This window comes from Sphingomonas elodea ATCC 31461 (assembly GCF_000226955.1).
GTDB lineage: Bacteria > Pseudomonadota > Alphaproteobacteria > Sphingomonadales > Sphingomonadaceae > Sphingomonas > Sphingomonas elodea.
The window spans coordinates 20,700-46,451 of the sequence record NZ_AGFU01000023.1; the positions used below are offsets into that span (position 1 = coordinate 20,700).

Sequence of the window (25,752 nt, forward strand, 5' to 3'; positions counted from 1 at the left end):
ACGTACCACATGCTGGCACGCTGCGCGCCCGGATTTCATATTGTCGGAAACCGTCCAGCCATCTGGGATGGACGCCAGAAGGGAAGCGTCGAGCCGTGGTAGCCGGACTCTCAAAGATCAAGCATGTGCGCGCCTATACCGTCCGCGGCGGGGGCGCCGATTATCATGACCAGGGCGAGGGCCACTGGATCGACGATCACATCGCGACGCCGATGAGCCGCTATCCGGAATATCGTGCAAGTCGGCAGAGCTTCGGGATCAACGTGCTCGGCACGCTGATCGTCGAGATCGAGGCCGAGGACGGCACGATCGGCTTCGCGGTGACCACCGGCGGCGAGCCCGCCTGCTACATCGTCGAGAAGCACCTCGCCCGCTTCCTCGAGGGCCGCAGCCCGACCGACTATGAGAAGATCTGGGACCAGATGTACTTCTCGACGCAGTATTACGGGCGCAAGGGGCTGGTGGTGAACGCCATTTCCGGCGTCGACCTGGCGCTGTGGGACCTGCTCGGCAAGCTGCGCGGCGAGCCGGTCTATCACATGCTCGGCGGCGCGGTGCGCGACGAGCTGCAGTTCTACGCCACCGGCGCGCGGCCGGACATCGCCAAGGAGCTGGGCTTCATCGGCGGCAAGCTGCCGCTCCACCACGGCCCGGCCGAGGGGATCGAGGGACTTAGGAAGAACATCGCCGAGCTGGCCGAGATGCGGTCGCGCGTCGGCCCCGACTTCTGGCTGATGTGGGATTGCTGGATGGCGCTCGACGTCGACTATGCCACCCGCCTCGCCATCGCCGCGCACGAGCATGGCCTGAAATGGATCGAGGAGGCGATCAGCCCCGACGATTACTGGGGCTATGCCGAGCTCAAGCGCAACGTGCCCAGGGGCATGCTGGTCACCACCGGCGAGCATGAGGCGACCCGCTGGGGCTTCCGCATGCTGCTCGAGATGGACTGCTGCGACATCATCCAGCCCGATGTGGGCTGGTGCGGCGGCGTGACCGAGCTGCTCAAAATCTCGGCGCTGGCCGATGCGCGCGGCAAGCTGGTCGTGCCGCACGGGTCATCGGTCTACAGCTACCATTTCGTCATCACCCGCCACAACTCGCCCTTCGCCGAGTTCCTGATGATGCATCCCGGACCCACCGAGGTGGTGCCGATGTTCCACCCGCAATTGCTGGGCGAGCCCGTGCCGCAGAATGGCCGGCTCCGCGCGAGCGCGCTCGACAAGCCCGGTTTCGGCGTCGAGCTCAACCGCGACCTCGCCATGCACCGCCCCTATTCGCACTGAGAGAGACGCCCATGAAATTCTGCCGCTTTGGAGAGCGGGGCGAGGAACGCCCCGGCCTGATCGACACCGAGGGCCGCGTTCGCGACCTGTCCGGCCACATCGCCGAGCTGACGATCGAGGCGATCGCCGGGCTTGGCGCGATCGACCCCGCCGGCCTGCCGCTGGTGGACGAGGGCGTGCGCCTCGGCGTGCCGCTCAAGGGCATCGGCAAGATCGTCGCGATCGGCCTCAACTATGAGGACCATGCGATCGAATCGAACCTGCCGATCCCGACCGAGCCGGTGATGTTCATGAAGGCGCTGTCGAGCCTGACCGGTCCCAATGACGAGGTGATGCTGCCGCGCGGGTCGACGCACAGCGACTGGGAAGTCGAGCTGGCGGTGGTGATCGGCAAGACCGCGCGCTATGTCGACAAGGCCGACGCGCTTTCCCATGTGGCCGGCTATGCGGTGGCGAACGACGTGTCCGAGCGCTTCAACCAGAAGCAGCGCGGCAGCCAGTGGAGCAAGGGCAAGGGCCACGACAGCTTCTGCCCACTCGGCCCCTGGCTGGTGACGGCGGACGAGATCGCCGACCCGCAGGATCTCGACATGTTCCTCGACGTCAACGGCGCGCGCATGCAGACCGGCAACACCCGCACGATGATCTTCACCGTCGCCGAGATCATTGCCTATGTCAGCGAATATGTGACCCTCTATCCGGGCGACGTGCTGATCACCGGTACGCCGCCGGGCGTGGGCGAGGGCAAGAAGCCGGAATCGATCTTCCTCAAGGCGGGTGACACGATGCGGCTGGGCATCGCCGGTCTGGGCGAGCAGCAGCAGAACGTCGTCGCATGGCGCCACCTCGGCGACGCGGTGCTCGGATGAGCGCCTTTGCGGGACGCTTCGCCGGGCGCACGGCGGTGATCACCGGCGGCGCCTCGGGCCTCGGCCTCGCGGTCGCCCGGCGGATGGAGGCGGAGGGCGGCCAGGTCGCGCTCTGGGATCTCAACCCCGATCAGCTAGCCGTGGCGGCGGCCGAACTGGGCGGTGCACATGTCGAGCAGCTCGACGTCTCCGATGCCGAGGCGGTCGCCCGTGCGGCGGACGCGACGGCGGCGGCGCTGGGTAGGATCGACATCCTGGTATGCTCGGCCGGCATCACCGGCGCGACCGTGCCGGTGCACGAGTTCCCGCTCGACAGCTGGCGCCGCGTGATCGACATCAACCTGAGCGGCCTGTTCTATTGCTGCCGCGCGGTGGTGCCGCACATGCTGGCCAACGGCTATGGCCGCATCGTCAACGTCGCCTCGGTGGCGGGCAAGGAGGGCAATCCCAACGCCTCGGCCTATTCGGCCTCCAAGGCCGGCGTGATCGGCTTCACCAAGTCGCTGGGCAAGGAACTGGCCGGCAAGGGCGTGATCGCCAACGCGCTGACCCCGGCCACGTTCGAGAGCCCGATCCTCGCCCAGCTGCCGCCGAGCCAGGTCGAATACATGCGCTCGAAGATCCCGATGGGCCGGCTGGGCGAGGCGGAAGAAAGCGCCGCGATGATCTGCTTCATGGCGAGCGAGGAGTGCAGCTTCACCACCGCCTCGACCTTCGACACCTCGGGCGGCCGGACGACGTTTTGAGCGATCTGGGGAGGGAATGATGGCCCGCGATCTGCCGTTCGTCGATGCGCATGTGCATCTCTGGGATCTGGACCGGATTTCCTACCCCTGGCTGACCCCGCCCTTCGCCGACGACGGCCCGAACGGCAGCGTCGAGCCGATCGCGCGCACCTATCTGCTCGACGACTATCTGGCGGATGCGGAGGGCTGGGACGTGCGCGGCATCGTCCATGTCGATGCCGGCGCGGCGCCCGAGGCGGCGCTCGCCGAAACCGAATGGCTGCAGGCGATGGCGGACGAACGCGGCATGCCGAACGCGATCATCGGCTTCGCCGCGCTCGACGATCCTCAAATCGAGGCGCGGCTGGCGGCGCATGCGGCCCATCCGGCGGTGCGCGGCATTCGCCACATCGTCAACTGGCACCCCGACTCCCGGCGCAGCTACACGCCGCGCGACGTGACCGAGGATCCGGCCTGGGCGCATGGCTTCGCGGCGCTCGGCCGGTACGGGCTGAGTTTCGATCTGCAGGCCTATCCAGGTCAGTTCGCGGGGATCGCCCGGCTCATCGCACGCCATCCGGAGGTGCAGGTGATCGTCAATCACACCGGCATGGCCGTGCCGGGTGAATGGGACCTGTGGCAGGCCGGCATGCGCGCGCTCGCCGCGCTGCCGAATGTCGCCACCAAGCTTTCCGGCATGGGCTTTACCCATCGGCCCTGGACCCAGGCGCAGATCCGCCCCTATGTGCTGGAGGCGATCGAGATCTTCGGCGCGGATCGCGCCCTCTTCGCCAGCGATTTCCCCACGGACAAGCTGTTCGGCAGCTTCGCCGGGCATCTCGATGCCTACGATGCGATCACGCGCGGCTTTTCCGACGACGAACGGCGGGCGCTGTTCGCCGGCAATGCGAATCGCATCTATCGGCTGGGGCTCCGCCTCTAGCAACATCGCCCGGAGCCGATGCCTGCGGGTCCCGCTTTGGACCGCGGATTCCTGTGTCCGTCACTGACAATTTGTCGGCGCAGTTCCGAGACCCTTGCATGGTCCGCAAAAGCTGATATCGTTCTATTAAGTGAAGCGTACATTCACAATGTGGGAGTAGCGGCCATAGAGTCACACTTCCCGGGACGTTGGGCGGCAGGGGACGGGATCCCCCCACGGGTGCCGCTGACCGGAACAGGAGAGGGAACGTAATGAACAGGGCACACCATTCACGGCGTCATATCGCTGCCACGGCCAGCTTGGCCGCGCTGGCGGTAATGCTGGGCGGCGGCATCGGCAGTGCCGCGGCGCAGACCAGCCAGGCGCGAGAGAGCGTGCCGGCGCCCAACATGAGCAGCCAGCTCACCGAAGCGCAGGAAGAGGCGATCGTCGTCGTCGGTTCGCGCGCCAGCCAGCAATCGGCCAACGACCGCAAGAAGAACGCGCGTACCGCCACCGATTCGATCGTCGCGGACGACATCGGCTCCTTCCCCGATCGCAACGTCAACGAAGCGATCTCGCGCGTGCCCGGCGTGGCGCTCAGCCGCAACGAATTCGGTGAAGGCGACGGCATCGCGCTGCGCGGCAACGGACCGGACCTGACCCGCGTCGAACTCGATGGCATCGGCGTGCAGAGCACCAACGGGCTGGCAATTGCCGGCGCCGGCGGGCGCGGCGCCGACCTTCGCGAACTTCCGGCGGAGATCGTCAAATCGGTCGACGTGGTGAAGGGCTCCACCGCCGACATGACGGAAGGCGGCCTGGGCGGCACCGTCCAGATCAAGACACGTACGGGCCTGGATTTCAAGAAGCCCTATTTCTCGCTGCGCGCGGGCGCAGGCCAGAATTCGCTCGGCAAGGATTGGACGCCCGACGTCAACGGCGTGTTCGCCAACAAGTTCTTCGACGATCGTCTGGGCGTGATCCTTACCGGCACGTACAGTAAATTGCAGAACAACGGCCACATGTACGAGACGACGACGAGCGGCAATCGCGGCTATGCGCGCTTGTTCGACTTCGACCAGTCGCCGGACAAGACGTTCGAATACAATGTCAACACGATCGGTACCGATGCCGCAGACGTCGTGTTCGCCAACAGCCTGGAGACGCCGCGCAGCCTGATCACGAAATCGGCATCGGCCAAGACCAAGGCCGACTGCTTCACCTTGTTCCCGCATAACGGTACCGCAGCCGCGGCGGCCCGCGCCCAGCGCATCCTCGAACAGCAGACCTGCCTCAATCAGTGGAACGACTATACGCCGTCGCTGATCCGCAATTTCACCAGCACGCAGACCGACGAGCGCTATTCCTTCGACGGCCGCCTTGATTTCCGCATCACCGATCGGCTGACCGTGTTCGGCAAGGCGACCCTCGCCAATCGCAAGGTCCACGATCAGTTCCGCAGCCGCAACCCGGTCACGCTGTTCAACCAGAATGTCACCGGGACCTTCCTGGATTCGGCCACGGGCTATCCTCGCGCCCGCACCCTCAACCCCAATGCGGGCGCCGGATATTATCTGTTCGACGGCCTGAACAACGTCGCCAACAACGCGACGATCGGCAACGTTCTGAACGTCGTGCCCAGCAGCATCGTGGTCGACTCCAAGCACAATGTCACCGCGATGACGCTCACCAACAATTCGGTGAACATCGATCAGATCGAGAACCGGATCAACACCAAGACCAGTTATTACCAGACCGGCTTCGAATGGCAGGGGGACCGCGTTCTGCTCGAAGGCATGGCCGGCATGACCAAGGCCACGACGAGTCGCGGCGACATGCGCACCTCGCGGTCCTACATGTACGGCGATGCGCAGCTGAAGCTGCAGTCGAACGGCCTGTGGGACATCCAGCTGCCGGCCAATTACGACGAGACCAACCCTGCGAATTTCGTGCAGCTTACCGCCCCGCGCTGCATCGGCGCGGGCACGGCCCCGACCTGCCTTGGCCAGAATGCGGTGCTGGCAACCGAATTCAACCCGGCCACGCCTGCCTATACGGTCGGCCAGCTGCCGCTCACCACACCCACCTTCGCCGTGCAGTATACGCCGGCCCTGGGCGAAGCGACCGAGAAGATCGCGCGGCTCGATCTGACCTATGACACCGATGGCATCCTGCCCTTCATCAAGCGGGTGAAGGTCGGCGGGATGTACCGCAACAACGAGATTCAGCGCTGGAACAATGGCGGCTATACGGTCAGCTCGCCCATCGGCACCTTCGGCCAGCCCGGCTTCGTGCCCGGCGTCTATGTGCCGACGGCCATCGTCCGCGGCAGTTTGCGCGCCTGCCAGCCGACCGCCACGTCCACCGTATCGTGCAACTATGGCTATGTGCCCAGCACCGATCCGCGTTCCGCGCGGTCGGGCACCGACACGCTGACCCCGCAGCAGCTGCAGGATCTGTTCGCGCGTACGTTGGAAGCCCCTGATTCCTCGTATTTCGGCGATCTGCCCAATCGCGGCAATCTGCCACCCTCGTGGCAGGGTATCCGCACCGACAAGCTGTTCGAGGCGCTGGGCGCGTCGCAGTTCATGAATTTCGACTGCCTGCAGACCTGTGTCGGCAGCGACGGCAAGACCTATGACCAGCCGGTCACGCGGGCGGACGAGACGATCCAGAACGTCTACGGCATGTTCGACTTCGAACAGAATCTGCCGCGCGGCATTCGGGTTACCGGCAATGTCGGTCTGCGCGGTGTGTTCGTCCGGGTGAAGGGCACGGGACTCCAGACGCTGAATTCGATCCGGGTGACCCCGGCGTTCGACGCGGCGAACCCCAACGCACCGGGCGGCTTCATCACCCAGACGTTCAGCCAGCTGGTGACGCTCGACCGCACGACGCGCGACTGGCTGCCGACCTTCAACCTCAACCTGTGGGGCTTCGACGACTCGCTCGTCTTCCGCGTCTATGGCGGCAAGACGGTAGCGCGGCCCAACATGAACAATCTGGTGCCCGGCGGAACATGCACCATCGACGAGCGCCTGACACTGACCGAGGGCGAGGACGTCAACAACTGCACCGCCGGCCGCGTCGGCAATCCCGCCCTCAAGCCGTTCACGGCCTGGAGCTACAATGCCAGCCTCGAATGGTATCCCAACCGCGACACGCTGATCTCTGCCACCTATGGCAAGCTGGACGTGAAGGTCGGCAACCCGATCCAGGTCACCCGTATCGAGCGGCCCTTCGCCGGCAGCACTGAAACCGATCCGGGCACGGGGCTGCCGCTGGCCGATGTGCAGTTCAACGTGCCGACCTGGGACAATGGCCCCGGCTACAAGCGGGACATCTGGGAATTCCAGGCAAAGACGGCGTTCACCTTCCTGCCCTGGTTCCTGAAATATACCGGTGCGGACGTGAACTTCTCGATCCTCGCCTCGGCCGCGACGTCCGGCCAGCAGGATCCGTTGACCGGCGACATCATGCTGCCGCCGAACGAATCGCGGTATAACACCAACGCCTCGATCTGGTATGACGACGGCAAGTTGAACCTGCGTCTGGCCATGCAGAAGCGCAGCGCCAGCTTCAACTGCATCACGCCGTGCGGTGGCAACAATATCGATACGAACTATCCCGGCGAGCAGTGGACCAATGTCCGCCTGGTCGCACCGGGCTATAATCCGGGCGTGCCGCGCTTCTCCGACGAAACCACCTTCTTCGACATGAAGATTTCGTACAACATCAACCGCAATTTCCAGGTCTATATGGAAGGGCGGAACATGACGCGCGAATCGCAGACTTTCTCGACGGGCGACTATGTTCGCTTCGCCGATGGCACGCCGCGCGTCATGCGGCTGATCTATGGTGGCCGTCGTCTCATGGGCGGTGTCCGTCTCCGCTTCGGCGGCTGACGGGAGGCCGCGCCGGTCACCGCGTCGCTGCGTGGTGACCCAGGGCGGCGCTGATTTCCCCCGCCGCCGTACGAACCTCCGCGACGATGCCGTCCAGTGCGGCATCGTCGACATATTGTGCCGGGCTGACTACGCTGATGGCGGCGACGATCCGGCCCGCCGCGTCGCGGATCGGGGCGGCAACGGCGCGCAGATCGTCCGGCGGCGGGCTGCGATGCACCACGACGCCGCGGCCGCGATCGGCAGCAAGATCGGTCGGGAAGCTCGGCTGCGGCGCGGGGCGGCGTCCAAGCAGAGCGTCGAGCGCGGCCGGTGTCTCGTCGAGCAGCAGCGCCTTGCCCAGGCTCGTCTCCGGGAGCGGGCGCCTGGTACCCACCGGGGTCGTCACCACCACACGCTGGCCGCCGCCCACCCGGTGCAAATGCACCGAATGATCGCCGTCGCGCTCGCCGAGAAAGGCAGGCATGTTGGTGGCGTCGGCCAGAGCCCGGAGCCGGTCGCGCGCCAGTTCGACCACATTCAGCCGTTCCTGCGCCCGCACGCCCAGCTGCATCAGCTTCGGGCCCAGCCGCAGGCTACCGTCACGCTCGCCGACGGCGAAGCCGCGATCGATCAGCGCCAGCGCCAGCCGCCTGGCGGTCGACACCGTCAGGCCGGACCCGGACGCCAGTTCGCGCACGGTGTGCGGCCGCTCGGCGAGCAGATCGAGCAGATCGAGCCCGCGTTCGAGCGTCTGCGTCCCCGCGCGCCCTGCGGCCTTTTCCTCGGTCATGCGATCCCTTTTGCCTGCATTCGTTTCCACCTCAGGACTAGGCAGGTCGCCGAGCCGGGTAAAGTGGCTTGCCGGACGACTGCCGCACCGGATTGCGAAGCCTATCCAGCAAGCCATTGAACATTCGTTAGGAATCCGTGGTGCACGAAAGCCGCCCGCACCCCGGGACGGCGCGGATCTACAGGGGATCGGACATGCGGATTGCAATCATGGGGCTGGCGCTATGCGTCGTGGCGGCACCGGCCGCGGCGCAGGGCGCGCTGGAGACGCCGGCGGGGGGCGTGCGACTGGAACTGGTGGCGGGCTGGGACCGGCCGGTGCTGCGCCTCCAGTCCGCCGGCGGCGGCACGGTGGACGCGGGCGAGGTGACCGGCGGCCAGACCGGCATCAGCTATGGCGGCGAGATCGGGTATGACGTGGCGACGAGCAGCGCGACCTTCGTCGGCGGCTATGCCGGGCTGTCCGGATCGACGGCGGCGGCCTGTACCGCACCGTCGAGCATCGCGCGCTACTGCGTCCATGCCGGGCGCAATCTGACGCTCGGCCTCCGCGCCGGGGTGATGTCGCACGGGGTGGCCTTCTACGCGCAGGGCGGCTGGTCGAACGGCCAGATCAAGGACGAGCGCACCAGCGCCCTGTTTCCGGCGTTGAATGGCAAAGGTTCGGACACGCTGGACGGCTTCCATGTCGGCCTGGGCCTGCAGGCGCGGCTCCCCGGCCGCGCCTATGCCAAGATCGAGTATCAGTTCACCAACTATAACGGCTTCGAGTTCAACCTCGACGGATCCCCGATCAAGCTCGACTTCGATCGCCACCAGATCAGCGGCGGATTGGGCGTCCGTTTCTAACTGGTGGGGGCTGGCCCGCTGCTGTCGCGCAGCACCAGCGTATAGGGCAGGCGACGGGTGCGGTCGTTGCCCAGCGCATCGTCGTTGCGGGCGATGCCGTCGAGCAGGTCGATCGCCGCCGCCGCCATCTCGACATGCGGCTGGCGGACGGTGCTGAGCGGCGGCCAAGCCATGCGAGCGAGCGCAGCATCGTCGAAGCCGACGATCGACAGCCGGTCCGGCACGGCGATGCCTGCGCGCATCGCCGCGACCAGGACGCCGAGCGCCATCTCGTCATTGGCGGCGAAGATCGCACTCGGCCGGTCCGCCGCGGCGAGCAGCCGTTCGCCGGCCTCCAGTCCCGAGCGGAAGGTGAAGTCGCCCTGCAGCGTGTGCTGCGGCGATACCGGCAGGTCCGCCGCCGCCATCGCTGCGCGGAACCCCTCCAGACGGCGCGCGGCGGCGTGGTGTTCGGGATTGCCCTGGATGAAGCCGATCGTGCGGTGACCGAGGGCGATTAGCGCCTCGGTCAGCTCGCGGGCGGCGCCGCATTCGTCCATCTCCACCGCCGCGGTCCGGCCCGGGAAGTCGCCGGGCGAGATCCGCACCACCGGCACGTCCATCCGTGCGAACAGATCGAGCAGTTCGGGCCAGTCGCACAGCGGGGGGGTGAGGATCGCGCCACCCAGCCGCATCGAGCGCAGCGACGCCTCGCATTCCGCCAGCCAGCCCTCGCCGTCGCGGCTCACCTGCTCGACGACAAGGTGATAGCTGAGCACCCGGCAGCGGGCGAGCGCGCCGCGCTGGAGATCGGCGGCATAAGCCGAAGAGGGATCGTCGAAATAGAGGCCGAGCAGGAACGAGCGGGAACTGGAAAGCTCGCGGGCGAAGGCGTTGGGACGATAGCCGAGCTCGTCGACCACGCGCTGCACCGCGGCGCGCAGCTCCGGCCGGACATAGGCCTCGCCGTTGATGACGCGCGATACCGTCTTGGGGGAAACGCCCGCACGGGCGGCGACGTCCTTTAGGGTCAGCGGCTTCATTATCGCGTAGCGTATCGCGTTGCGGCCGATAGCGCTACCATCAGCGCGAAGGCCGCGATCCCCAGATAGCAGAGCAGCGGCAGCCCGAGCGCCGTCGCCAGCCCGAGGCGATCCGCCAGCGCGCCCGTGGCGAACGGCACCACCGCGCCGCCGACCACCGCCATGCACAGGATCATCGAGGCATAGGCGGCCGCACCGCGATCCTCGGGAAGCGCGAGTGCGAAGATCGTCGGGTACATGATCGCATTGCACAGCCCGACGCCGAGCAGCGCGGCGGCGCCCAGCGGGCCCTGCGTCTGAGTCGCGATCGCGATCAGGGCGACGGCGGCAATCGCCACCATGGCAAGCAGGCGCGCCGGGGCGATGCGGGCGAGACCGAAGGCCCCGGCAAAGCGCCCGAGCATCGCACCACCCCAATAGAGGCTCACCAGCCGCCCGGCCGTTGCCGGATCGGCTCCCAGGATCGCCGGCTGGGCGAGATAGTTGGTAAGCAGGCTGCCGATCGTCACTTCGGCCCCGACATAGCCGAACATCGCCAGGCTGCCCCAGGCCAGCCGCGGCGTGCGCAGGACGCGGATCAGCTCGGCCAGCGGCAGGCGGCGCGGCGCGGGATGATCGGCCAGCAGGTCGCGTGCCTGCCAGAAGGCAAGACAGAGCCCGGCCAGCGCCAGCGCGCAGGCGAGGAAGGGTAGGGCGAGCGGCAATCGCCCGAACCCGCCGCCGGCATGGAGCAGCAGCCCCGCGCCGAGCAGCGGCGCCAGTACCGTCCCAATCGAATTGAAGCCTTGGAGCAGGGTAAGCCGCGCCGCGCCGCCGCCTTCGGTCGCCACCAGCGGCTGCACGACATTGGCCGCGATCTGGAGGAACGTGATGCCGGTGGAAAGCGCGAGCAGCGCCGCCAGCAGCAGCGCATAGCTGCCGATCCAGGCGGCACCGCCCAGCGCAACGCACGCCAGTGTCATCACCGCCAGCCCGATGGCAATCGCGCGCATATAGCCGGTGCGCACCAGGAGCATGGTGATCGGCAGCGCGAACAGCAGATAGCTGGAGTGGAAGGCGAACTGGACGAAGGTCGCTCGCGTATAGTCGAGCCCGTCGACCAGCGTCAGCCGCGGCACCAGCAGGCCGACCAGCGCGGTGACGAATCCGCCCAGGAAGAAGATGCCGATCGAGCGTCGGAACAGCCGCGCGACCATTTCGGCGCGCGCGAGGGGAGGGGGAGAGGCTTGCACCCCCCGACCTTAGCGGCGCGCGGCGGCTGCGCAACGCCCGGTCTTGCCTGTGCTTGACATCGCTGTCACACTCCGTCAGACATCGATGTCAGATACAAGGCTCCGTAAAAATACGGAACACGTGGGAGCGGGTATATGCCGGGCATCGCTGCCGTACGTCACGCAACCGCGCCCGCGCCGCGCCTCTTTCCTGTTACCCTCGACGCGGTTTCGGTTCCGGCCCCCTCCTCAAGGGCGGATTCCCTGCGGCCGCTGCCTGCCCGATGGGCGGCGGCCGCATTTTTTCCTTTCCCCACGCGCCGGATCGACGGGCCCGGTCCCGGGCGGGCGACCGCGTGCGCCAAGCTGCTGCAACAGGATTTCCCGCGCCGATGAACGCTGCCCGCGCCCTCGCCCTTGTCTTGCTCGCCGGTACCGCGCCAGCGCTCGCCGGCGCCCGGAGCGCGCCGCCGGCCTGGCAGGACACGCGGCTTGCCCCCGAAGCCCGCGCCGAAGCGCTGGTCCGCGCGATGACGCATGCCGAGAAGCTCCAGCTGGTCCACGGCCTGTTCCCGCCGCGCGCCGAGCCCGCGCCCGCCGACATGATCCCTTCCGCCGGCTATGTGCCCGGCGTGCCCCGGCTCGGCATCCCGACCTTGCGGGAGAGCGATGCCAGCCTGGGCGTCGCCAACCAGATCGAGCAGCGCAAGGGCGATGTCGCCACGGCGCTGCCCTCGGGCCTCGCCACGGCGGCGACCTTCGACGTCGAGATGGCGCGCGGGCGGCGCGATGATCGGCGCGGAAGCGCGCCAAGACCTTCAACGTGCTGCTCGCCGGCGGCGTGAACCTCACCCGCGACGCCTGGAACGGCCGCAACTTCGAATATCTGGGCGAGGATCCGCTGCTCGCCGGCCACATGGCGGGCGCGGCGATCGACGGTGTCCAGTCGAACCACATCGTCTCGACCGTCAAGCACTTCATCCTCAACGCGCAGGAGACCGGCCGCGCGGTGCTCAATGCGCGGATCGACGAGACGGCGCTGCGCGAAAGCGACCTGCTGGCCTTTGAACTGGCGATCAAGCTGGGCAAGCCGGGCTCGGTAATGTGCGCCTATAACCGAATCGAGGGCGATTATGCCTGCGAGAGCCGGCGCATGCTCACCGAATATTCTGCGCGGCGACTGGCGCTATACCGGCTGGGTGATGAGCGACTGGGGTGCGGTGCACTCGACGGTCAAGGCAGCGGCCGCCGGGCTCGATCAGGAATCGGGCCAGGAACTCGACCGTGAAATCTGCTTCGCGCCGGACAGGATCGACGCGGCGATCAAGGCGGGCCAGCTTTCCGAGGCACGGCTGGACGAGATGGTCCGCCGCATCCTGACCGGGGTGATCGCCAGCGGCCTCTACAACCATCCGCCCCCCGTCACCGCCCAGCCGATCGACTATGCCGCGCACGCCCAGGTCGCGCAGCGGGTCGCCGAGGCGGGCATGGTGCTGCTGCGCAACCAGGGCGATCTGCTGCCGCTCGCCAGGACGGCAAAGAAGATCCTGCTCGTCGCCGGTCATGCCGATGTCGGCGTGCTTTCCGGCGGTGGCTCCAGCCAGGTGCGCTCGGTGGGCGGTGCGCCGGTCGAGATCCCGCTGACAAGCGGTGCGGCGGCCTCGTTCGCGCGGGTGACCTGGCATGCCTCGTCGCCGCTCCAGGCGATCCGCGCCAAGGCACCGGGCGCGCAGGTGACCTATGTCGACGGGCAGGACGCGGCGGCAGCGGCGGCCGCCGCCAGGGAAGCGGATGTGGTGGTCGTGTTCGCCACCCAGTGGACCACCGAGGCGCAGGACGTCGACTCGCTCTCTCTGCCGGATCATCAGGACGCGCTGATCGCTGCCGTCGCCACGGCGAATGCGAAGACGATCGTGGTGCTGGAAACCGGCGGGCCGGTGCTGATGCCGTGGCTGGACCAGGTGCCGGCGGTGCTCCAGGCCTGGTATCCCGGCCAGCGCGGCGGCGAGGCGATCGCCGGCATCCTGTTCGGCGACGTCAATCCCTCCGGCCGCCTGCCGATCAGCTTCCCGAAGCGCGCGGAGCAACTGCCGCGTCCGACACCGGTGGTGCCCGCCGGACTCAATTCGAACGCCGCAAGCGCTGCCGGCGCCGGCGACGGCAGCGCGCTGCCGAGCTGGGACGTGACCTATCAGGAAGGCGCGAATGTCGGGTATCGCTGGTACGCGGCCAAGGGCACCCAGCCGTTGTTCCCGTTCGGCTACGGCCTCAGCTACACGCGCTTAGGCTTTTCCGCCCCGCGATTTATCGGGGGGAGCAAGCCGGCGGTGACCTTCACGGTGCGCAACCAGGGCGTGCGCGCCGGCGCGGTCGTGCCGCAGCTCTACGTCACCGATCCGCAGGGCGGCGCGCCGCGCCTCGCCGGATGGAAGCGCCAGTGGCTGCAGCCGGGCGAAGCCGTGCAGCTGACCATCGCCGCCGACCCGCATGCGCTCGCCCGCTGGCGGGACGGCCGCTGGGCGATCGCGCCCGGCCGCTATCGCCTTGCGCTCGGCCAGGACTCCGCCGCCGCCATCGTCCAGCACGCGGTGGATGTGCCAGAGAGAGTAATTTCCGAGTGAAAACAGAAAGAACTGGGTGAATGTGAAGAAGGAATCGACAACGTTCTCGTCGGCATCCGCGCGTCGCTCGAACGGACATCTGGGCCGCCTATGGCCAGCTCACCTGGAAGGGCGAGCTGGGCGGGCGCAACGCCACCGTGGTCGCCGGCGTGCGCTACGAGCACACCAAGGTGAAGTCGGTCTCCTACCAGACGGTGCCGCTGGCGATCGTGTGGGAAGCGGACAACGACTTCTCGGTGCTCAACTCGGCGGACCAGCAGGCGGTGAACGGCCGCGGCAGCTACGACAATCTGCTGCCCCAGATCGACTTTCAGATCGAAGCCGCGAAGAACCTGATCGGTCGCGTGTCGTACAGCAAGACGATCTCGCGCGCGCCGTACGGCAACCTGTTCGCCTCCACCGGCGCGGGCGCGCTCAACAACCCGACCTCGCTGGGCGGCGTCGCGACCGGCAACCAGAACAATCCGGCGCTCAAGCCGCTGGATTCGGATAACTTCGACATCTCGCTCGAATGGTATCCGCGCCGCGACGTGTATCTCTCGGTCGGTTTCTTCGACAAGCGGGTGCACAATTTCATCGGCAACACGGTGGTCCAGCGCAACCTGTTCGGTCTGCGCGACCCAACCGCGGGCCCGCTGGCCACGTCGGCGCGCAACATCGTCACCGGGCTCGGCGGCGACATCAGCAACGTCAACCTGTTCACCAGCGCGGCGATCCTGCAGAAGTATGGCGGCAACGTCGCCCAGGCGACGCAGGAGCTGCAGGCGAACTATGTGCCGGCCACGCGCACCTTCGGCTCGACCTATATCAGCAACACGCTCGCCGCGATCGACGTGCTGCCGACCTCGGCCGACCCGCTGCTCAACTTCTCGGTCAACACGCCGATCAACAACAAGGACGCCGAGATCTACGGCGTCGAGCTCGCCGGCCAGTATTTCCTCGGCAATACCGGTTTCGGTATCGCCGCGAGCTACACGCTGGTGCGCGGCAATATCGGCTTCGACATCACCGCCGATCCGACGGCCAACCAGTTCGCGCTGGTCGGCCTGAGCGACACCGCCAATGCCACGCTGATCTATGACAAGCACGGGCTCTCGGCGCGCCTTTCGTACAACTGGCGCGGCAAGTTCCTGAGCGACGTCAACCGTGGGGCTGCGCACAACCCGGTGTTCAACGATCCGTACGGCCAGGTCGATCTCAGCATCAATTATGACCTGACCCGCAACATCGCGCTGAGCTTCGAAGGCATCAACCTCCTCGAGGAGGGCGTTCGCAGCTACAGTCGCGATTACATCAACACCTGGTACGAGTCCGAAGGCTCGGCCCGCTATCTGGTCGGCGCGCGCTTCCGCTTCTGAAGCCCGCCACTTTGCACGGAAGGGCCGCTCGCCTCGCGCCGTGCTCAACAATATCGACCATGCCGATCTGCGGATCCGGCTCGACCGCGGTGCCGCGGTCGGCGAGCCCGGCGAGCCGATGATCCATATCGATACCGACCATCCCCGCGTCTCGACCAGCGAAGGCGCGCCGCTGTTCCTGAAGCAGGGCGGCAATGCACCCTATCTCGATCGTGTCGCGGCGACGTTGCAGGCGGTCTATGTCGGCGACCAGCTCTCGGCGCCGATGTTCGCGGCGTTTGAAGCGGCCCGGCTGCTGGAGCCGGTGACGTTCGATATCGAGCTCGCCTCCGGCCGGCGCTACAAGATCCCCGACTGCTGGGTGATCGAGGGCGGGCGTTTCGCCGCATTGGGTGGCGAGGCGCTGGCCGCGCTGCACGCGCAGGATTTCCTGCGCTGCGCGGTGTGGCAGCTCTCCTCGCTCGGCAATCTGCCGCGCCTGATCGCGCGCAAGGAACGCCGCGAGGGCTAAGGCGAGACAACGAAAATTCCCTGGGGAGGAAGCGATGGGCGAGCAGAAGTTTCGGGTGGTCATCGCCGGCGGCGGTACGGCGGGCTGGGTGGCTGCGGCGGCGCTGGTCCGGCATCTGGGGCCCAATCTCGACATCACGCTGGTCGAATCCGACGCGATCGGCACGGTGGGCGTAGGCGAATCCACCATTCCCACCGCCTGGACCTTCCACAAGCTGCTCGGCATCAACGAGCAGGTCTTCCTCCGCGAAACCAACGCCACCTTCAAGCTGGGCATCGCCTTCGAGAACTGGCTGCGCGACGGCGATCGCTATTTCCACCCGTTCGGCACGATCGGTCGCGCGCTTCCCCTGTGCGACTTCCAGCATTTCTGGCTGGAGGCGCAGCGCCGCGGCTTTGGCGGCGCGCTGGGCGACTTCGCTGGAAACGCAGGCGGCGCTGTCCGAGAAGTTCGCCGCCGGCGATCCGATGCCGCTCGCCTATGCCGCCTTCCTTCGCGGGCTCGCCGAACCGGCGGGCGTGCGCCGGGTCGAGGGCCGCATCACCCATGTGGAGCAGGCCGAGACCGACGACATCGCCGCACTGGTGCTGGAGGGCGGGCTGTGCATCGAAGGCGACCTGTTCATCGACTGCACGGGGTTCCACGCCCTGCTGATCGAGGAGACGCTGAAGACCGGTTTCGAGGACTGGAGCCACTGGCTGCCGACCGACCGCGCTTTTGCCGTCCAGTCGGAGACGACGCAAGCGCCGGTGCCCTATACCCGCGCGATCGCGCACGGCGCGGGCTGGCGCTGGCGGATCCCGTTGCAGCACCGGATGGGCAACGGCTTCGTCTATGCCAGCGACTATCTGTCAGACGATGCGGCGCGGGAGCAGCTGTTGGCCGCGGTCCCCGGCCGGGCGCTGTTCGATCCGCGGCTGATCCGCTTCACCACCGGCATGCGCAAACAGGCGTGGAACCGCAACTGCGTGGCGCTGGGGCTGGCGAGCGGATTCATCGAGCCGCTCGAGTCCACGAGCATCCACCTGGTGATGATCGCGGTGACGCGGCTGCTCCAGAATTTCCCGCGCCATGGCGACATGGCCAGCTTCGCCGCTCGCTTCAACGCCCAGTCGCGCGCGGAATCGGAGCATATCCGCGACTTCATCATCCTCCATTATAAGCTCAACGACCGCCCCGAGCCCTTCTGGCGCGACCATGCCGCGCGCGCGGTACCGGACAGCCTGGCGGCGCGGATCAGACTCTTCGAGGACGGGGCCGCCGCCTATCAGGAAGGCACCGACCTGTTCCGCGTCGACAGCTGGAACGCGGTGATGCTGGGGCAGGGGGTACGCCCGCGCACGCACCATCCGATGCCGTCGCAGATCCCCGACGCCGATCTCGAGCGCGCGCTGGCCGATCTCCGCGCCGGAATCGCCGCGCAGCTGGCCAAGCTGCCGGGCCATGTCGCATTCATCGCCCGCTATGCGGCGGCGCGGGTACCCGCTGCCGCCTGAGCCACCCGGCAAATTTTTCCCACCCCGTTTGAACCATCCGCCGCCGCCCCGCCACTGATGGAGTGCGGCGACTGCGGACCCGTGCGTATCCCCTGTTTCGGGCGCCGCATCCGCCGTGCGAGCCCGGCCCGGTGCGCCCCCAGCACCGGGCCGGTGCCTATACGGGAGAATCAAGCATGCGTACCCTTCTGAGCGCCGCGGCGCTTACCAGCCTTGTCCTCGCCGCCCCGGCGCTGGCGCAGACCCAGACCCAGACCGTCACCGATGCCACCGGGGACTTCCTCTCGGGCTATACCGGCCCCAAGCTCGCCGATCTCGACGTCACCAGCTTCTCGGTGAGCTATGATTCCGCGGCCCAGCTGTTCACGCTCGGCACCACCTTTGCCGGCGCCATTACCCCCGGGACGCCCGGCTTCTACGTGTACGGCGTGAACACGGGTGCGGGCGCGATCCGGCCCTTCGGCGGCATCGGCCAGGGCAATGTGATCTTCGATCAGGCGATCGTGGTGCAGAAGAACGGCACCGGCACGATCGGCGGCACGGCGCTCGACTCGAACTGGATCGCGATCGCCGGCAACATCCTCACCGTGAAGGTGCCGCTGTCGCTGCTGCCGAGCACCGGCTTCGCGCCGGAGCGGTACGGTTTCAACCTGTGGCCGCGTTCGGGCGGCGGCAATGCCGGGATCAGCGATTTCGCGCCCGAGAACGCGACGCTTGCCGCCGCGGTGCCCGAGCCGGCGACCTGGGGCATGCTGGTGATCGGCGCGGGCCTTGCCGGCGGCGCGCTGCGCTATCGCCGCCGCCGCACGACGCTCGCGTTCGGCTGAGGCCGGTCGCCTGCCGGCCGGGAGCCGCCACGCCCCGGCCGGCACATTTTTTCGGCCATGTTGAACCTTCCGCCCCCGGCCCGGCACTACAGTGCGAGCGAAGGAGGCGCGTGACGCAGATCGACCCGCAGGACCGGCAGCCGCCGATGTCGATGCACGAGGAGGAGATGGGCCTCGTCGTCGCCGTGCGCGCGCGCGACTTGCGGGCCTTCGAGCAGCTCTATCGCCGCTACCAGCCGCGTCTCGCCCGCTTCGTCGGCACGCTGGTGCGCCGCCCGCCGCTGGTGGAGGAGGTGGTCAACGACACGCTGATGGTGCTGTGGCAGAAGGCGAGCGACTTCACCGGCGCGAGCCGTTTGTCGACCTGGCTGTTCGCCATCGCCTATCGCAAGGCGGTGCGGGCGCGGGTTCGCGACGAGGAACCGCCCGACGATGCCGGGCTGGCCGAGCTGCCCGACACCGCCGCCGCCGTGGATGCGGCGCTTTCGCAGGATCGCACCCGCCACGCGCTGCGCCGGGCGATGGCCGGGCTGTCGGCCGAGCATCGCGCGGTTGTGGACCTCACCTATTTTCACGAGATCGGCTATCGCGAGATCGCCGAGATACTGGGGTGCCCGGTGGACACGGTGAAGACCCGCATGTTCCACGCGCGGCGCCATCTGCGCCGGGCGATGGCCGGCGAACTGGCGGACTGGATCTGACGATGGGCGACCTTCACCATTTGCGCGGCGACCCGCACGAGGCGACGCAGCAGCTGCTGCCCTGGTATGTGACCGGCGCGATCGAGCCCGGCGACCGGCTGCTCGTCGAGACGCATCTCCCTCAGTGCGAGGCATGCCGTGCCGAGCTCGCCGCCGAGCGACGCCTGCGCCTCGCGGTCGCCGATCTGCCCGCCGCCGCGCCGGGCGGGTGGGAGCGACTGGTCGCCGATCTTGCCGAGCCCGCGCCGCCGCAGCGCCTGCCCCGCCGCTTCGTGGTGAACGCCGGATGGATGCTGGGCGCGCAGGCGGCGCTGTTGCTGCTGGGCATCGGCGTCGTGCTCCAGTTTCGCCAGCCGGCCGTGCCGAGCGCGGGCGCGTACCATGCGCTCGGGGCTCCCGAGGCGCGCCCTGCCGGCAACATCCTGGTGATGTTCGCGCCGGACACCCGCGAGGCGGCGCTGCGGCAGACGATCGCGGCGTCCAACGCACGGCTGGTCGACGGACCGACGGCCGCGGGTGCCTATCTGCTCGCCATCGCGCCCGAGCAGCGGCGTGCCGCCATCGCCCGGCTGCGCGCGGCGCCGGGGGTGGTGATGGTCCAGCCCATCGATCCCGCGCCATGAGGGGGCTGGCGGCGCTGCTGCTCGCCCTGGCCCTGCTCGTCGCCGCGCCGGCGACGGCGGAGGAGGCGCCGGGTGGCGCGCGCATTCTGGTAATGCTCCGCCTCGCCCCGCCGCACTTTCGCGCCGGCAGCGGCTATGGCGGCGGCTATGGCGAGGACGGTTCGGCGGCAGGGCGGCGGCGGATCGCGGCGGCGGTCGCGCGACGGAACGGTCTGCAACTCGCCGGCAACTGGCCGATGCCGATGATCGGTATCGATTGTTTCATCATGGCCGTCCCCGCCGACCGATCGGCGGCGACGGTTGCCGCCCAGGTCGCGCGCGACAGCGCCGTGGAATGGTCCGAGCCGATCTCGACCTTCGAGGCGCAGGGACGAGCAGGCCCCAATGATCCGCTCTATCCCGCCCAGCCTACCGCGCGGGCATGGCACCTTTCCGCCCTGCACCGGGTCGCGACGGGACGGGGCGCGCGCGTCGCGGTGATCGACAGCAAGGTGGATGCCCGGCACCCCGACCTTGCCGGCCAGGTCGGCGTCGCGAGGGATTTCGTCGGCGAAGGCGCCGTTCCGGCCGAGAACCACGGCACCGGCATCGCCGGGGTGATCGCGGCGCGGGCGAACAACGGCGTCGGCATCGTCGGCATCGCGCCCGCCGCGTCGCTGCTCGCGCTGCGGGCCTGTCGGCAGGAAGGCGCCGGCGCCACGGCCGTGACCCTGTGCGACAGCCTCAGCCTTGCCCGGGCGGTGAGCTTCGCGGTGGAGCAGCGCGCCGACGTGATCAACCTCAGCCTCAGCGGACCGCCCAGCCGGCTGCTGGAGACGCTGCTGCGGGCCGGGCTGGATCGCGGCGCGATGGTGGTGGCGGCGGTCGACCCCCGGCTGCCCGGCGGCGGCTTCCCCGCGTCCATGCCCGGCGTGGTCGCGGTGGCCGAGGCGCCCGCGGGCAGCGCCTATGTCGCCCCCGGGCGGGATATCCCCACCGCCCAGCCGGGCGGCCGCTGGTCGCTGGTGAACGGGTCCTCCTATGCCGCGGCGCAGGTCAGCGGCCTGCTGGCACTGCGGCGCGAACATGATGCCAAGCCGGGCAGACGCGCCATGCCCGCATCTGCTAGGCCCGGCGGCGGAGAGATCGATGCCTGTGCGACCGTGGTGGGGAAGGAAGGCTGTCCGGCGGACGTGGCGCGCCGATAGCGGTCGGGCAGTGGCGGCGGCGATGCTCCTGCTCGTCGCGGGGCTTGCCGCCGGGGATGCGCATGCCCAGTGGAGCGGCGAAGTCTCCGCGACCAGCGACGAGCGCTGGCGCGGCCGAAGCCTCAGTGCCGGGCGGCCGGCGGCGACGCTGTCGCTCGGCTATGACGATCGCTCCGGCGTCTATGTCGATGCCTCCACCACGGTCGCGGCGCTGCGCAGCGGACTGGACCTCGTGTCGGCCGGCGTCGATGCGGGCTATGCCCGGCGGCTGCGGAACGGGCTCGTCCTCGACCTGGGCCTTACGCGGCGGGAGTTTCGCGGGGCCGGATCGGGCGCGAGCGGTTCCGGCTATACCGAGCTGTATCTGGGGGCGAGCGGCCGCAGCCTGGCCGCGCGGGTGCTCTATTCGCCCGATTATCTCCGGCACGGCGTCCACACGCTGTACGGCACCCTAGACGGCGTGGCGCGGCCAGCGACGGGGTGGCGCCTGCTCGGCCATGCCGGGCTGATGACGGTGCTGCGCCAGCGCCCCTGGGGGGGCATGGCGCGTACCCAGTTCGACTATAGCCTCGGCGTGGCGAGGCAGCTCGGCAGGGTCGATGCCCGGCTCGCCTGGGGCGACGGCATGCCGGGCAAGGACTATGACGGCGCCCGCGCGCGGAGCCGCCAGGCCGTGACCCTCTCGGCGTCGATCGGCTTCTAGCGGTCCAGGCGGACCCGGTTGTTGTGCAGCGTCACCTCCGGTGCATCGCCGGGAAGGGCGACGCGGACCTCGGTCGGGGTGGTCGGGCTCGCAAGCCGCACCTGCACCGTCGCCGCGCGCGGGGTGAGGTCGGCCGGCGCCTGCAGGGCCGGCACCGTCGCGCGGCCGAGTTCGCCGGACGCGCCGGAGACGATTAGCGTGCCGCCCGTCGTCGCCGCATGGCCGAGGCTGTGGACGGTAACCGTCACGCTTCGCCCGCGCACCACCACGTCGTCGCGGCCGATGCCGAGATCGGGGCGCAGCTCGACCGGGTCGCCGGCCCGTTCCAGCGCGAAGGTCCAGCGGCTGGCCCCTGCCGGGAAGCGGATCGCCACGTCGCTCGACCGGCCGAGATCGAGCGTCTTCACCGCACCGTCCGGACCGCGCATCGTCCAGCGGCCTGCGGTGACGTTCCAGGTCGTCATCGTGGCATCCTGCGCCATGCTGCTGGTGTTGAACGCCTCCACCGTGAAGCCGGTGGGCGTCGCGCCCGGCACCAGCAGCGCGACCTGCTCGGCGGCCTCGTCCCGGGCGAAGCGCCAGCTCACCGCATTGCCCGGATAGGTCTGGTTGCGGCGGAGCGCGATGCCGCCCAGCCGTTCGCGCTGGAGCCACTGGTTCTCGCTCTCGACGCGATCGGTCCACCAATGGCCTTCGGTCATCATGGTGAGCCGCGCCGTCTTTTCCTGGATCGCTGCCTCGTGCAGCGGCACCAGCCCCGCCGGATCGCCGCTGCGCGTCCAGGCGGCGATCCGTGCCGCCTCGCTATCGCCCTTGGCCGCGACCATCGCCTTGGTCTCGGGCAGCACCGCGCCATTCTCGTTGATCTCGCCGATCGCGCCGGGCCTGGCCTGAAGCGGGCGGAGATACTTCGCGTCGCCGGTGAAGCGGTACGCGCTCCACGCGGTCTGAAGCGGCGTGCTCACGCCGCCACCGTCGCCGACGCGCGTCGCATCGGTGCGCCAGTTGATCTCGTTGGGGAAGCTCCAGCGACCCTCGCCGTCCTGCTTGCCGTGCGCCAGCCAGCCATCGGCGAGCCCGGTCACCAGTCGCCGCGCGCTGGGGCTCGCGTTGAACACGCCGAGCAGGATCGGCGCGTGCATCACCGTGTAGCTGTACGGCTTCTGCCACTCGAACGCGCCTTCGCGGTACATCTTGCGCGCGCCGTACCAGTTGCTGGCGAAGTGGAGGTGCCCGGCCGGATTGGGCAGGATCACCTTGCCCAGCGCGCGCGTGGTGGCGAACAGCCGCTCGACGGTCCTGGGCTCGCCCCAGTTGAGGTAGAGGCGCGCCGCATCGGCGTTCAGCCCCTCCTCATAGGCGTGGAGTTCGTCCGTGGTGATATAGCCGAGGCCGTCGACGATCATGCCGTTGCGATAGGCTGCATCGTCGAGCGCGCGCAGCGAAGCGTTCACCTTGTCCGGGATCACCCCCATCAGCGCGAGGCCGGGCCACTGCGCCATCAGATCGGAATCGTCGCTGATCCCGCCGCCGAAATCGCCGTACGGCACCTGGCGATTGTCGATCCACCATTCGACGAAGCGGCGGGTGAGCGCCAGGTCCTGCAGCTGCCGCGCCGCCCAGGCGGGGACGCCGGCGGGGAGGGGCGGCAGGGCCCCGGCGGGCATGTTCTCGGGCCGATAGTCGATATCCGCCCAATAGGCCCGCATCGCCTTGTTCTCGGGATCGACGCGGAGCAGGTCGCTCGCATCGCCGCGCACCCGGCGATAGAGCGCGGCGCGCTCGGACGAAGTGTGCTCCTCGACCAGGAAGCCCCAATTGTCCTTCACCTGATTGAAGCGATCGGCGACATGCTCCGGCAGCGCCTCGGCACGCGGCTTGAAGACCAGGCGGATCTCGGCGCCGTCCAGCGCGTCTGCATCGAAGTCCGGCGCGGCGGAAGCGACCGTCAGGAACAGGCTGTCGTCGCTGAGGATCCGGTCGCGCAGGTCGAGCCACAGCGTCCGCGCCTCGCCAGGGCGGACCGATACCGACAGGTCGAGCATGTCGCGCTGCGGCCAGATCGGATCATGGACGCGGATGTTGAGCGGGATCAGCCCCTGCGCATCGGGCGTGGCGCGCAGCGCGGGCAGGTCGATCGCGATGCCGTCCAGCCCGTCATGCAGGTTGCGCCACCCATAGTTGAACGCGCGCGCCAGCGGCTGGTCGGGCGGGGCCTGGTTGAGGTTCGAGGGAATGAGGATGTGGACGATCGGCTTGGGGCTGGCCGGACGCACGGCCGCGCCGCTATCCCCCGCCGCCCCGGCGCCGACCGCGGCGCGGACGCCCGATTTGGGCATGGCGAGGACGGTGCTGCGCTCGTCGGGGGCGAAGCGACCGGCGATATAGCGGTTGAGCCCGTCCAGCGCGGCGAGATTGGCGGCGGCCTTGGCATTGACCCGGTAGCTGAGCTTGAAGCTGCCTTCGGGCTCGGATGCGCCGTCGATTCTGTAGGCCCAGACCTCCTGGATCGGCTGCTCCTGCATCACATTGGTGAAGCGGAGCACGCCGCCCTTGTGCTCGGCCAGCGCATCGACCGAGCGGACCACGCCCTTCGTGCGATCCGCCAGCTTGGCGAACTGCGCCCCATCCGCCGACCAGGCGAGGTCACCGTACGCGGCGCCGCGGATCTCCACCCGGTTGAACGCCTCGCCGGCAGGAACGGTCAGCGTATAGGTCTTGCCGCCCTCGACATAGGTGTTCCAGTCGGGCAGCTCGAAATAATCGTCGCGGCCGGGCAGGCGCGAGCGGTTGTAGACGCCGGGCCAGGTCGTCTCGGCGATGCCGTCCACGCCCTTCCACATCCATTGCTTCTGGTCGCGCGCATCGGCGAACTCGACCTTGCGGACGCGGGTGACCTTTTCGGCGAGGACCGGCGGCGCGGCCCTGTCCCAACCATAGCGATGGAGCCAGGCGGCGCGCTCGGCAGCGGTGTCGCGCGCAGGGGCCGCGCCGGGCAGCCCGCGCGCGGCAAGCGCGGCGACGTCGGCCGCACCGAGCATCCGGTCGTAGACGCGGATCTCGTCCAGGTCGCTGCCGCGCATGAAGTTGTAGCGGCTCTGCACCTGGTGCGGGCTGATCACCCGGCCGGCCATGCCGAACTGGTCGAGCCCGGAATCGAGATCGGCGACCTGGTTGCGGCGGGCAACTTCGCGTCCGTTGAGGAACAGCCGCACGCCGATGGTCTCGTCCCAGGCAAAGGCGAGGTGCTGCCATTCCTCGGGCGACGGGACCCGATCGAGCCGGAAAGAGACGCGGATGCGCGAAAGATTGGCATCGGTGACGAAGGCGTCGAAGCCGTGGCCGTTCCAGTCGATCCGCAGGAACGCCATGTCCCAGCTCGAATGGTCGGCGAAGCCGGCGCGGAAGAGCACGAAGGGCGCCTCGCCCAGCGGGGTGCGGGCGCGCCAGAAGAAGGCGAGGGTGCCGCGCTGCGCACGCATGTTGCCGGGGGCGTTCCAGGCGACATAGCCTTCGTCCGCCCAGCGCGCCGCGCCGCCGATCGCGCCGTCGGGCGTGACGGTGACGCCCGAGCGGAAATTGGGGACCGGATCCCCGGCCGCGATATCGGCGGTCAGGCTCTTGTCGGCGGAAAGATGGAAAAGGAGGCCGTCTTCGCGGGCGGCGGGCTGGGCAAGGGCGGGCGCGGCGACGGCAAGTGCCCAGATCGAAATGCCCCAACGCCGCATATGGTCCCTCCCAACCCGTTGTTTTGCCGGGCCGTCCGCGCTGCATGGTCGCGAACATCCCCGTTGCTGACACCGGTAGCAACTCGGGAGGCGGATGCCAATGGGGCGGCAGCGATCCTTAGCGGCGGCTGCCGAGCAGTGCGAGCTCGGCCACGCGCAGGCTGAGCTGGTCCGGTCCGTCCGTCGCCCCCCAGGCGAAGGCAGGACGGTCGCTCCCCAGGTCGGCGCGCACCCGCTCGGCGACGCGCGCGAGCTCGCCCGGCGTGGGCGGCCGCCCCTCGGCGATGCAGGCGATCACCTCCGGTGCGATCGTGCTTGGCATGGCGAACATCCTTCCCCTCCCGGCATTCTGGCGGAAGCTGGGGACGAACGAACGCCGAAAAAGGTCCATAACGGCGCGCTTGCGACGAAGCGCGCCGTCGCTAGGATCAGTG

General features: G+C 68.7%; 17 protein-coding genes and 3 pseudogenes. 15 read left to right on the forward strand and 5 right to left on the reverse strand.

Annotated features, from left to right (window positions below):
• Window positions 1-95 precede the first annotated feature (95 nt).
• The 5 genes from rhmD (at window position 96) to KK7_RS0107700 (ending at window position 7,710) form a co-directional block, all read left to right on the forward strand.
• A complete protein-coding gene (gene rhmD, locus KK7_RS0107680; protein WP_010544062.1) occupies window positions 96-1,286 on the forward strand; it encodes an L-rhamnonate dehydratase in 1,191 nt (396 codons plus the stop codon).
• 11 nt (window positions 1,287-1,297) lie between these two features.
• Window positions 1,298-2,155 (forward strand): 2,4-didehydro-3-deoxy-L-rhamnonate hydrolase, encoded by an 858-nt coding sequence (locus KK7_RS0107685; RefSeq protein WP_010544063.1) that lies wholly within the window; start codon window positions 1,298-1,300, stop codon window positions 2,153-2,155.
• On the forward strand, window positions 2,152-2,901 hold the full coding sequence (locus tag KK7_RS0107690) for an SDR family NAD(P)-dependent oxidoreductase (protein WP_010544064.1): 750 nt from the start codon (window positions 2,152-2,154) through the stop codon (window positions 2,899-2,901). The genes KK7_RS0107685 and KK7_RS0107690 overlap by 4 nt, the downstream gene beginning before the upstream one ends.
• A gap of 16 nt (window positions 2,902-2,917) precedes the next feature.
• Window positions 2,918-3,823, forward strand: a complete 906-nt coding sequence (locus tag KK7_RS0107695) for an amidohydrolase family protein (protein ID WP_010544065.1) — start codon at window positions 2,918-2,920, stop codon at window positions 3,821-3,823.
• Between the two features lie 251 nt (window positions 3,824-4,074).
• Complete coding sequence (locus KK7_RS0107700) at window positions 4,075-7,710, forward strand: TonB-dependent receptor (RefSeq protein WP_010544066.1); 3,636 nt, start codon at window positions 4,075-4,077, stop codon at window positions 7,708-7,710.
• Between the two features lie 16 nt (window positions 7,711-7,726).
• On the opposite strand, the gene KK7_RS0107705 is transcribed toward KK7_RS0107700, so the two are convergent.
• On the reverse strand, window positions 7,727-8,482 hold the full coding sequence (locus KK7_RS0107705; protein ID WP_010544067.1) for an IclR family transcriptional regulator: 756 nt from the start codon (window positions 8,480-8,482) through the stop codon (window positions 7,727-7,729).
• Window positions 8,483-8,676: 194 nt separating this feature from the next.
• On the opposite strand from KK7_RS0107705, the gene KK7_RS0107710 reads away from it, so the two are divergent.
• Window positions 8,677-9,330, forward strand: a complete 654-nt coding sequence (locus KK7_RS0107710; protein ID WP_010544068.1) for an outer membrane protein — start codon at window positions 8,677-8,679, stop codon at window positions 9,328-9,330.
• On the opposite strand, the gene KK7_RS0107715 is transcribed toward KK7_RS0107710, so the two are convergent.
• On the reverse strand, window positions 9,327-10,352 hold the full coding sequence (locus KK7_RS0107715) for a LacI family DNA-binding transcriptional regulator (protein ID WP_010544069.1): 1,026 nt from the start codon (window positions 10,350-10,352) through the stop codon (window positions 9,327-9,329). The two genes, KK7_RS0107710 and KK7_RS0107715, sit on opposite strands and share 4 nt — an antisense overlap.
• The gene (locus KK7_RS0107720) at window positions 10,352-11,548 is read right to left on the reverse strand and encodes an MFS transporter (protein ID WP_010544070.1); all 1,197 of its coding nucleotides are present in this window, start codon (window positions 11,546-11,548) and stop codon (window positions 10,352-10,354) included. The genes KK7_RS0107715 and KK7_RS0107720 overlap by 1 nt, the downstream gene beginning before the upstream one ends.
• Before the next feature lie 407 nt (window positions 11,549-11,955).
• Between KK7_RS0107720 and KK7_RS20295 the strand changes: the two are divergent.
• From KK7_RS20295 to KK7_RS0107765, 9 genes and pseudogenes are all read left to right on the forward strand, one after another.
• Window positions 11,956-14,184: pseudogene (locus KK7_RS20295) on the forward strand (beta-glucosidase).
• Between the two features lie 71 nt (window positions 14,185-14,255).
• A pseudogene (locus KK7_RS20300) lies at window positions 14,256-15,542 on the forward strand (TonB-dependent receptor domain-containing protein); the annotation flags it as partial.
• A gap of 40 nt (window positions 15,543-15,582) precedes the next feature.
• Window positions 15,583-16,053: a SapC family protein gene (locus tag KK7_RS20305; protein ID WP_010544072.1), complete on the forward strand. Its 471-nt coding sequence runs from the start codon at window positions 15,583-15,585 to the stop codon at window positions 16,051-16,053.
• Between the two features lie 34 nt (window positions 16,054-16,087).
• Window positions 16,088-17,549: pseudogene (locus KK7_RS20310) on the forward strand (tryptophan halogenase family protein).
• A gap of 176 nt (window positions 17,550-17,725) precedes the next feature.
• Window positions 17,726-18,376 carry a PEPxxWA-CTERM sorting domain-containing protein gene (locus tag KK7_RS0107745; protein ID WP_010544074.1) on the forward strand — a complete coding sequence of 217 codons (651 nt, stop codon included), beginning with the start codon at window positions 17,726-17,728 and terminating at the stop codon, window positions 18,374-18,376.
• Between the two features lie 110 nt (window positions 18,377-18,486).
• On the forward strand, window positions 18,487-19,077 hold the full coding sequence (locus tag KK7_RS0107750) for an RNA polymerase sigma factor (RefSeq protein ID WP_010544075.1): 591 nt from the start codon (window positions 18,487-18,489) through the stop codon (window positions 19,075-19,077).
• Window positions 19,078-19,079: 2 nt separating this feature from the next.
• The gene (locus tag KK7_RS21500) at window positions 19,080-19,700 is read left to right on the forward strand and encodes an anti-sigma factor family protein (protein WP_010544076.1); all 621 of its coding nucleotides are present in this window, start codon (window positions 19,080-19,082) and stop codon (window positions 19,698-19,700) included.
• Window positions 19,697-20,887, forward strand: a complete 1,191-nt coding sequence (locus KK7_RS0107760; RefSeq protein WP_010544077.1) for a S8 family peptidase — start codon at window positions 19,697-19,699, stop codon at window positions 20,885-20,887. The genes KK7_RS21500 and KK7_RS0107760 overlap by 4 nt, the downstream gene beginning before the upstream one ends.
• 22 nt (window positions 20,888-20,909) lie before the next feature.
• Window positions 20,910-21,590, forward strand: a complete 681-nt coding sequence (locus tag KK7_RS0107765) for a TorF family putative porin (RefSeq protein WP_157999992.1) — start codon at window positions 20,910-20,912, stop codon at window positions 21,588-21,590.
• Here KK7_RS0107765 and KK7_RS0107770 read toward each other — a convergent pair.
• Both KK7_RS0107770 and KK7_RS0107775 read right to left on the reverse strand, forming a co-directional pair.
• Window positions 21,587-25,318 (reverse strand): LamG-like jellyroll fold domain-containing protein, encoded by a 3,732-nt coding sequence (locus KK7_RS0107770; RefSeq protein ID WP_010544079.1) that lies wholly within the window; start codon window positions 25,316-25,318, stop codon window positions 21,587-21,589. The two genes, KK7_RS0107765 and KK7_RS0107770, sit on opposite strands and share 4 nt — an antisense overlap.
• Window positions 25,319-25,436: 118 nt before the next feature.
• A complete protein-coding gene (locus KK7_RS0107775) occupies window positions 25,437-25,640 on the reverse strand; it encodes a hypothetical protein (protein WP_237709163.1) in 204 nt (67 codons plus the stop codon).
• Window positions 25,641-25,752: the final 112 nt, after the last annotated feature.

What these genes read in the sequence shown, in the direction of transcription:
- KK7_RS0107685 (WP_010544063.1), top strand. Translation starts at nt 1,298, where the DNA reads ATGAAATTCTGCCGCTTTGGAGAGCGGGGCGAGGAACGCCCCGGCCTG.
- KK7_RS0107690 (WP_010544064.1), top strand. Translation starts at nt 2,152, where the DNA reads ATGAGCGCCTTTGCGGGACGCTTCGCCGGGCGCACGGCGGTGATCACC.
- KK7_RS0107695 (WP_010544065.1), top strand. Translation starts at nt 2,918, where the DNA reads ATGATGGCCCGCGATCTGCCGTTCGTCGATGCGCATGTGCATCTCTGG.
- KK7_RS0107700 (WP_010544066.1), top strand. Translation starts at nt 4,075, where the DNA reads ATGAACAGGGCACACCATTCACGGCGTCATATCGCTGCCACGGCCAGC.
- KK7_RS0107705 (WP_010544067.1), bottom strand. Translation starts at nt 8,482, where the DNA reads ATGACCGAGGAAAAGGCCGCAGGGCGCGCGGGGACGCAGACGCTCGAA.
- KK7_RS0107710 (WP_010544068.1), top strand. Translation starts at nt 8,677, where the DNA reads ATGCGGATTGCAATCATGGGGCTGGCGCTATGCGTCGTGGCGGCACCG.
- KK7_RS0107715 (WP_010544069.1), bottom strand. Translation starts at nt 10,352, where the DNA reads ATGAAGCCGCTGACCCTAAAGGACGTCGCCGCCCGTGCGGGCGTTTCC.
- KK7_RS0107720 (WP_010544070.1), bottom strand. Translation starts at nt 11,548, where the DNA reads ATGGTCGCGCGGCTGTTCCGACGCTCGATCGGCATCTTCTTCCTGGGC.
- KK7_RS0107745 (WP_010544074.1), top strand. Translation starts at nt 17,726, where the DNA reads ATGCGTACCCTTCTGAGCGCCGCGGCGCTTACCAGCCTTGTCCTCGCC.
- KK7_RS21500 (WP_010544076.1), top strand. Translation starts at nt 19,080, where the DNA reads ATGGGCGACCTTCACCATTTGCGCGGCGACCCGCACGAGGCGACGCAG.
- KK7_RS0107760 (WP_010544077.1), top strand. Translation starts at nt 19,697, where the DNA reads ATGAGGGGGCTGGCGGCGCTGCTGCTCGCCCTGGCCCTGCTCGTCGCC.
- KK7_RS0107765 (WP_157999992.1), top strand. Translation starts at nt 20,910, where the DNA reads ATGCTCCTGCTCGTCGCGGGGCTTGCCGCCGGGGATGCGCATGCCCAG.
- KK7_RS0107770 (WP_010544079.1), bottom strand. Translation starts at nt 25,318, where the DNA reads ATGCGGCGTTGGGGCATTTCGATCTGGGCACTTGCCGTCGCCGCGCCC.
- KK7_RS0107775 (WP_237709163.1), bottom strand. Translation starts at nt 25,640, where the DNA reads ATGCCAAGCACGATCGCACCGGAGGTGATCGCCTGCATCGCCGAGGGG.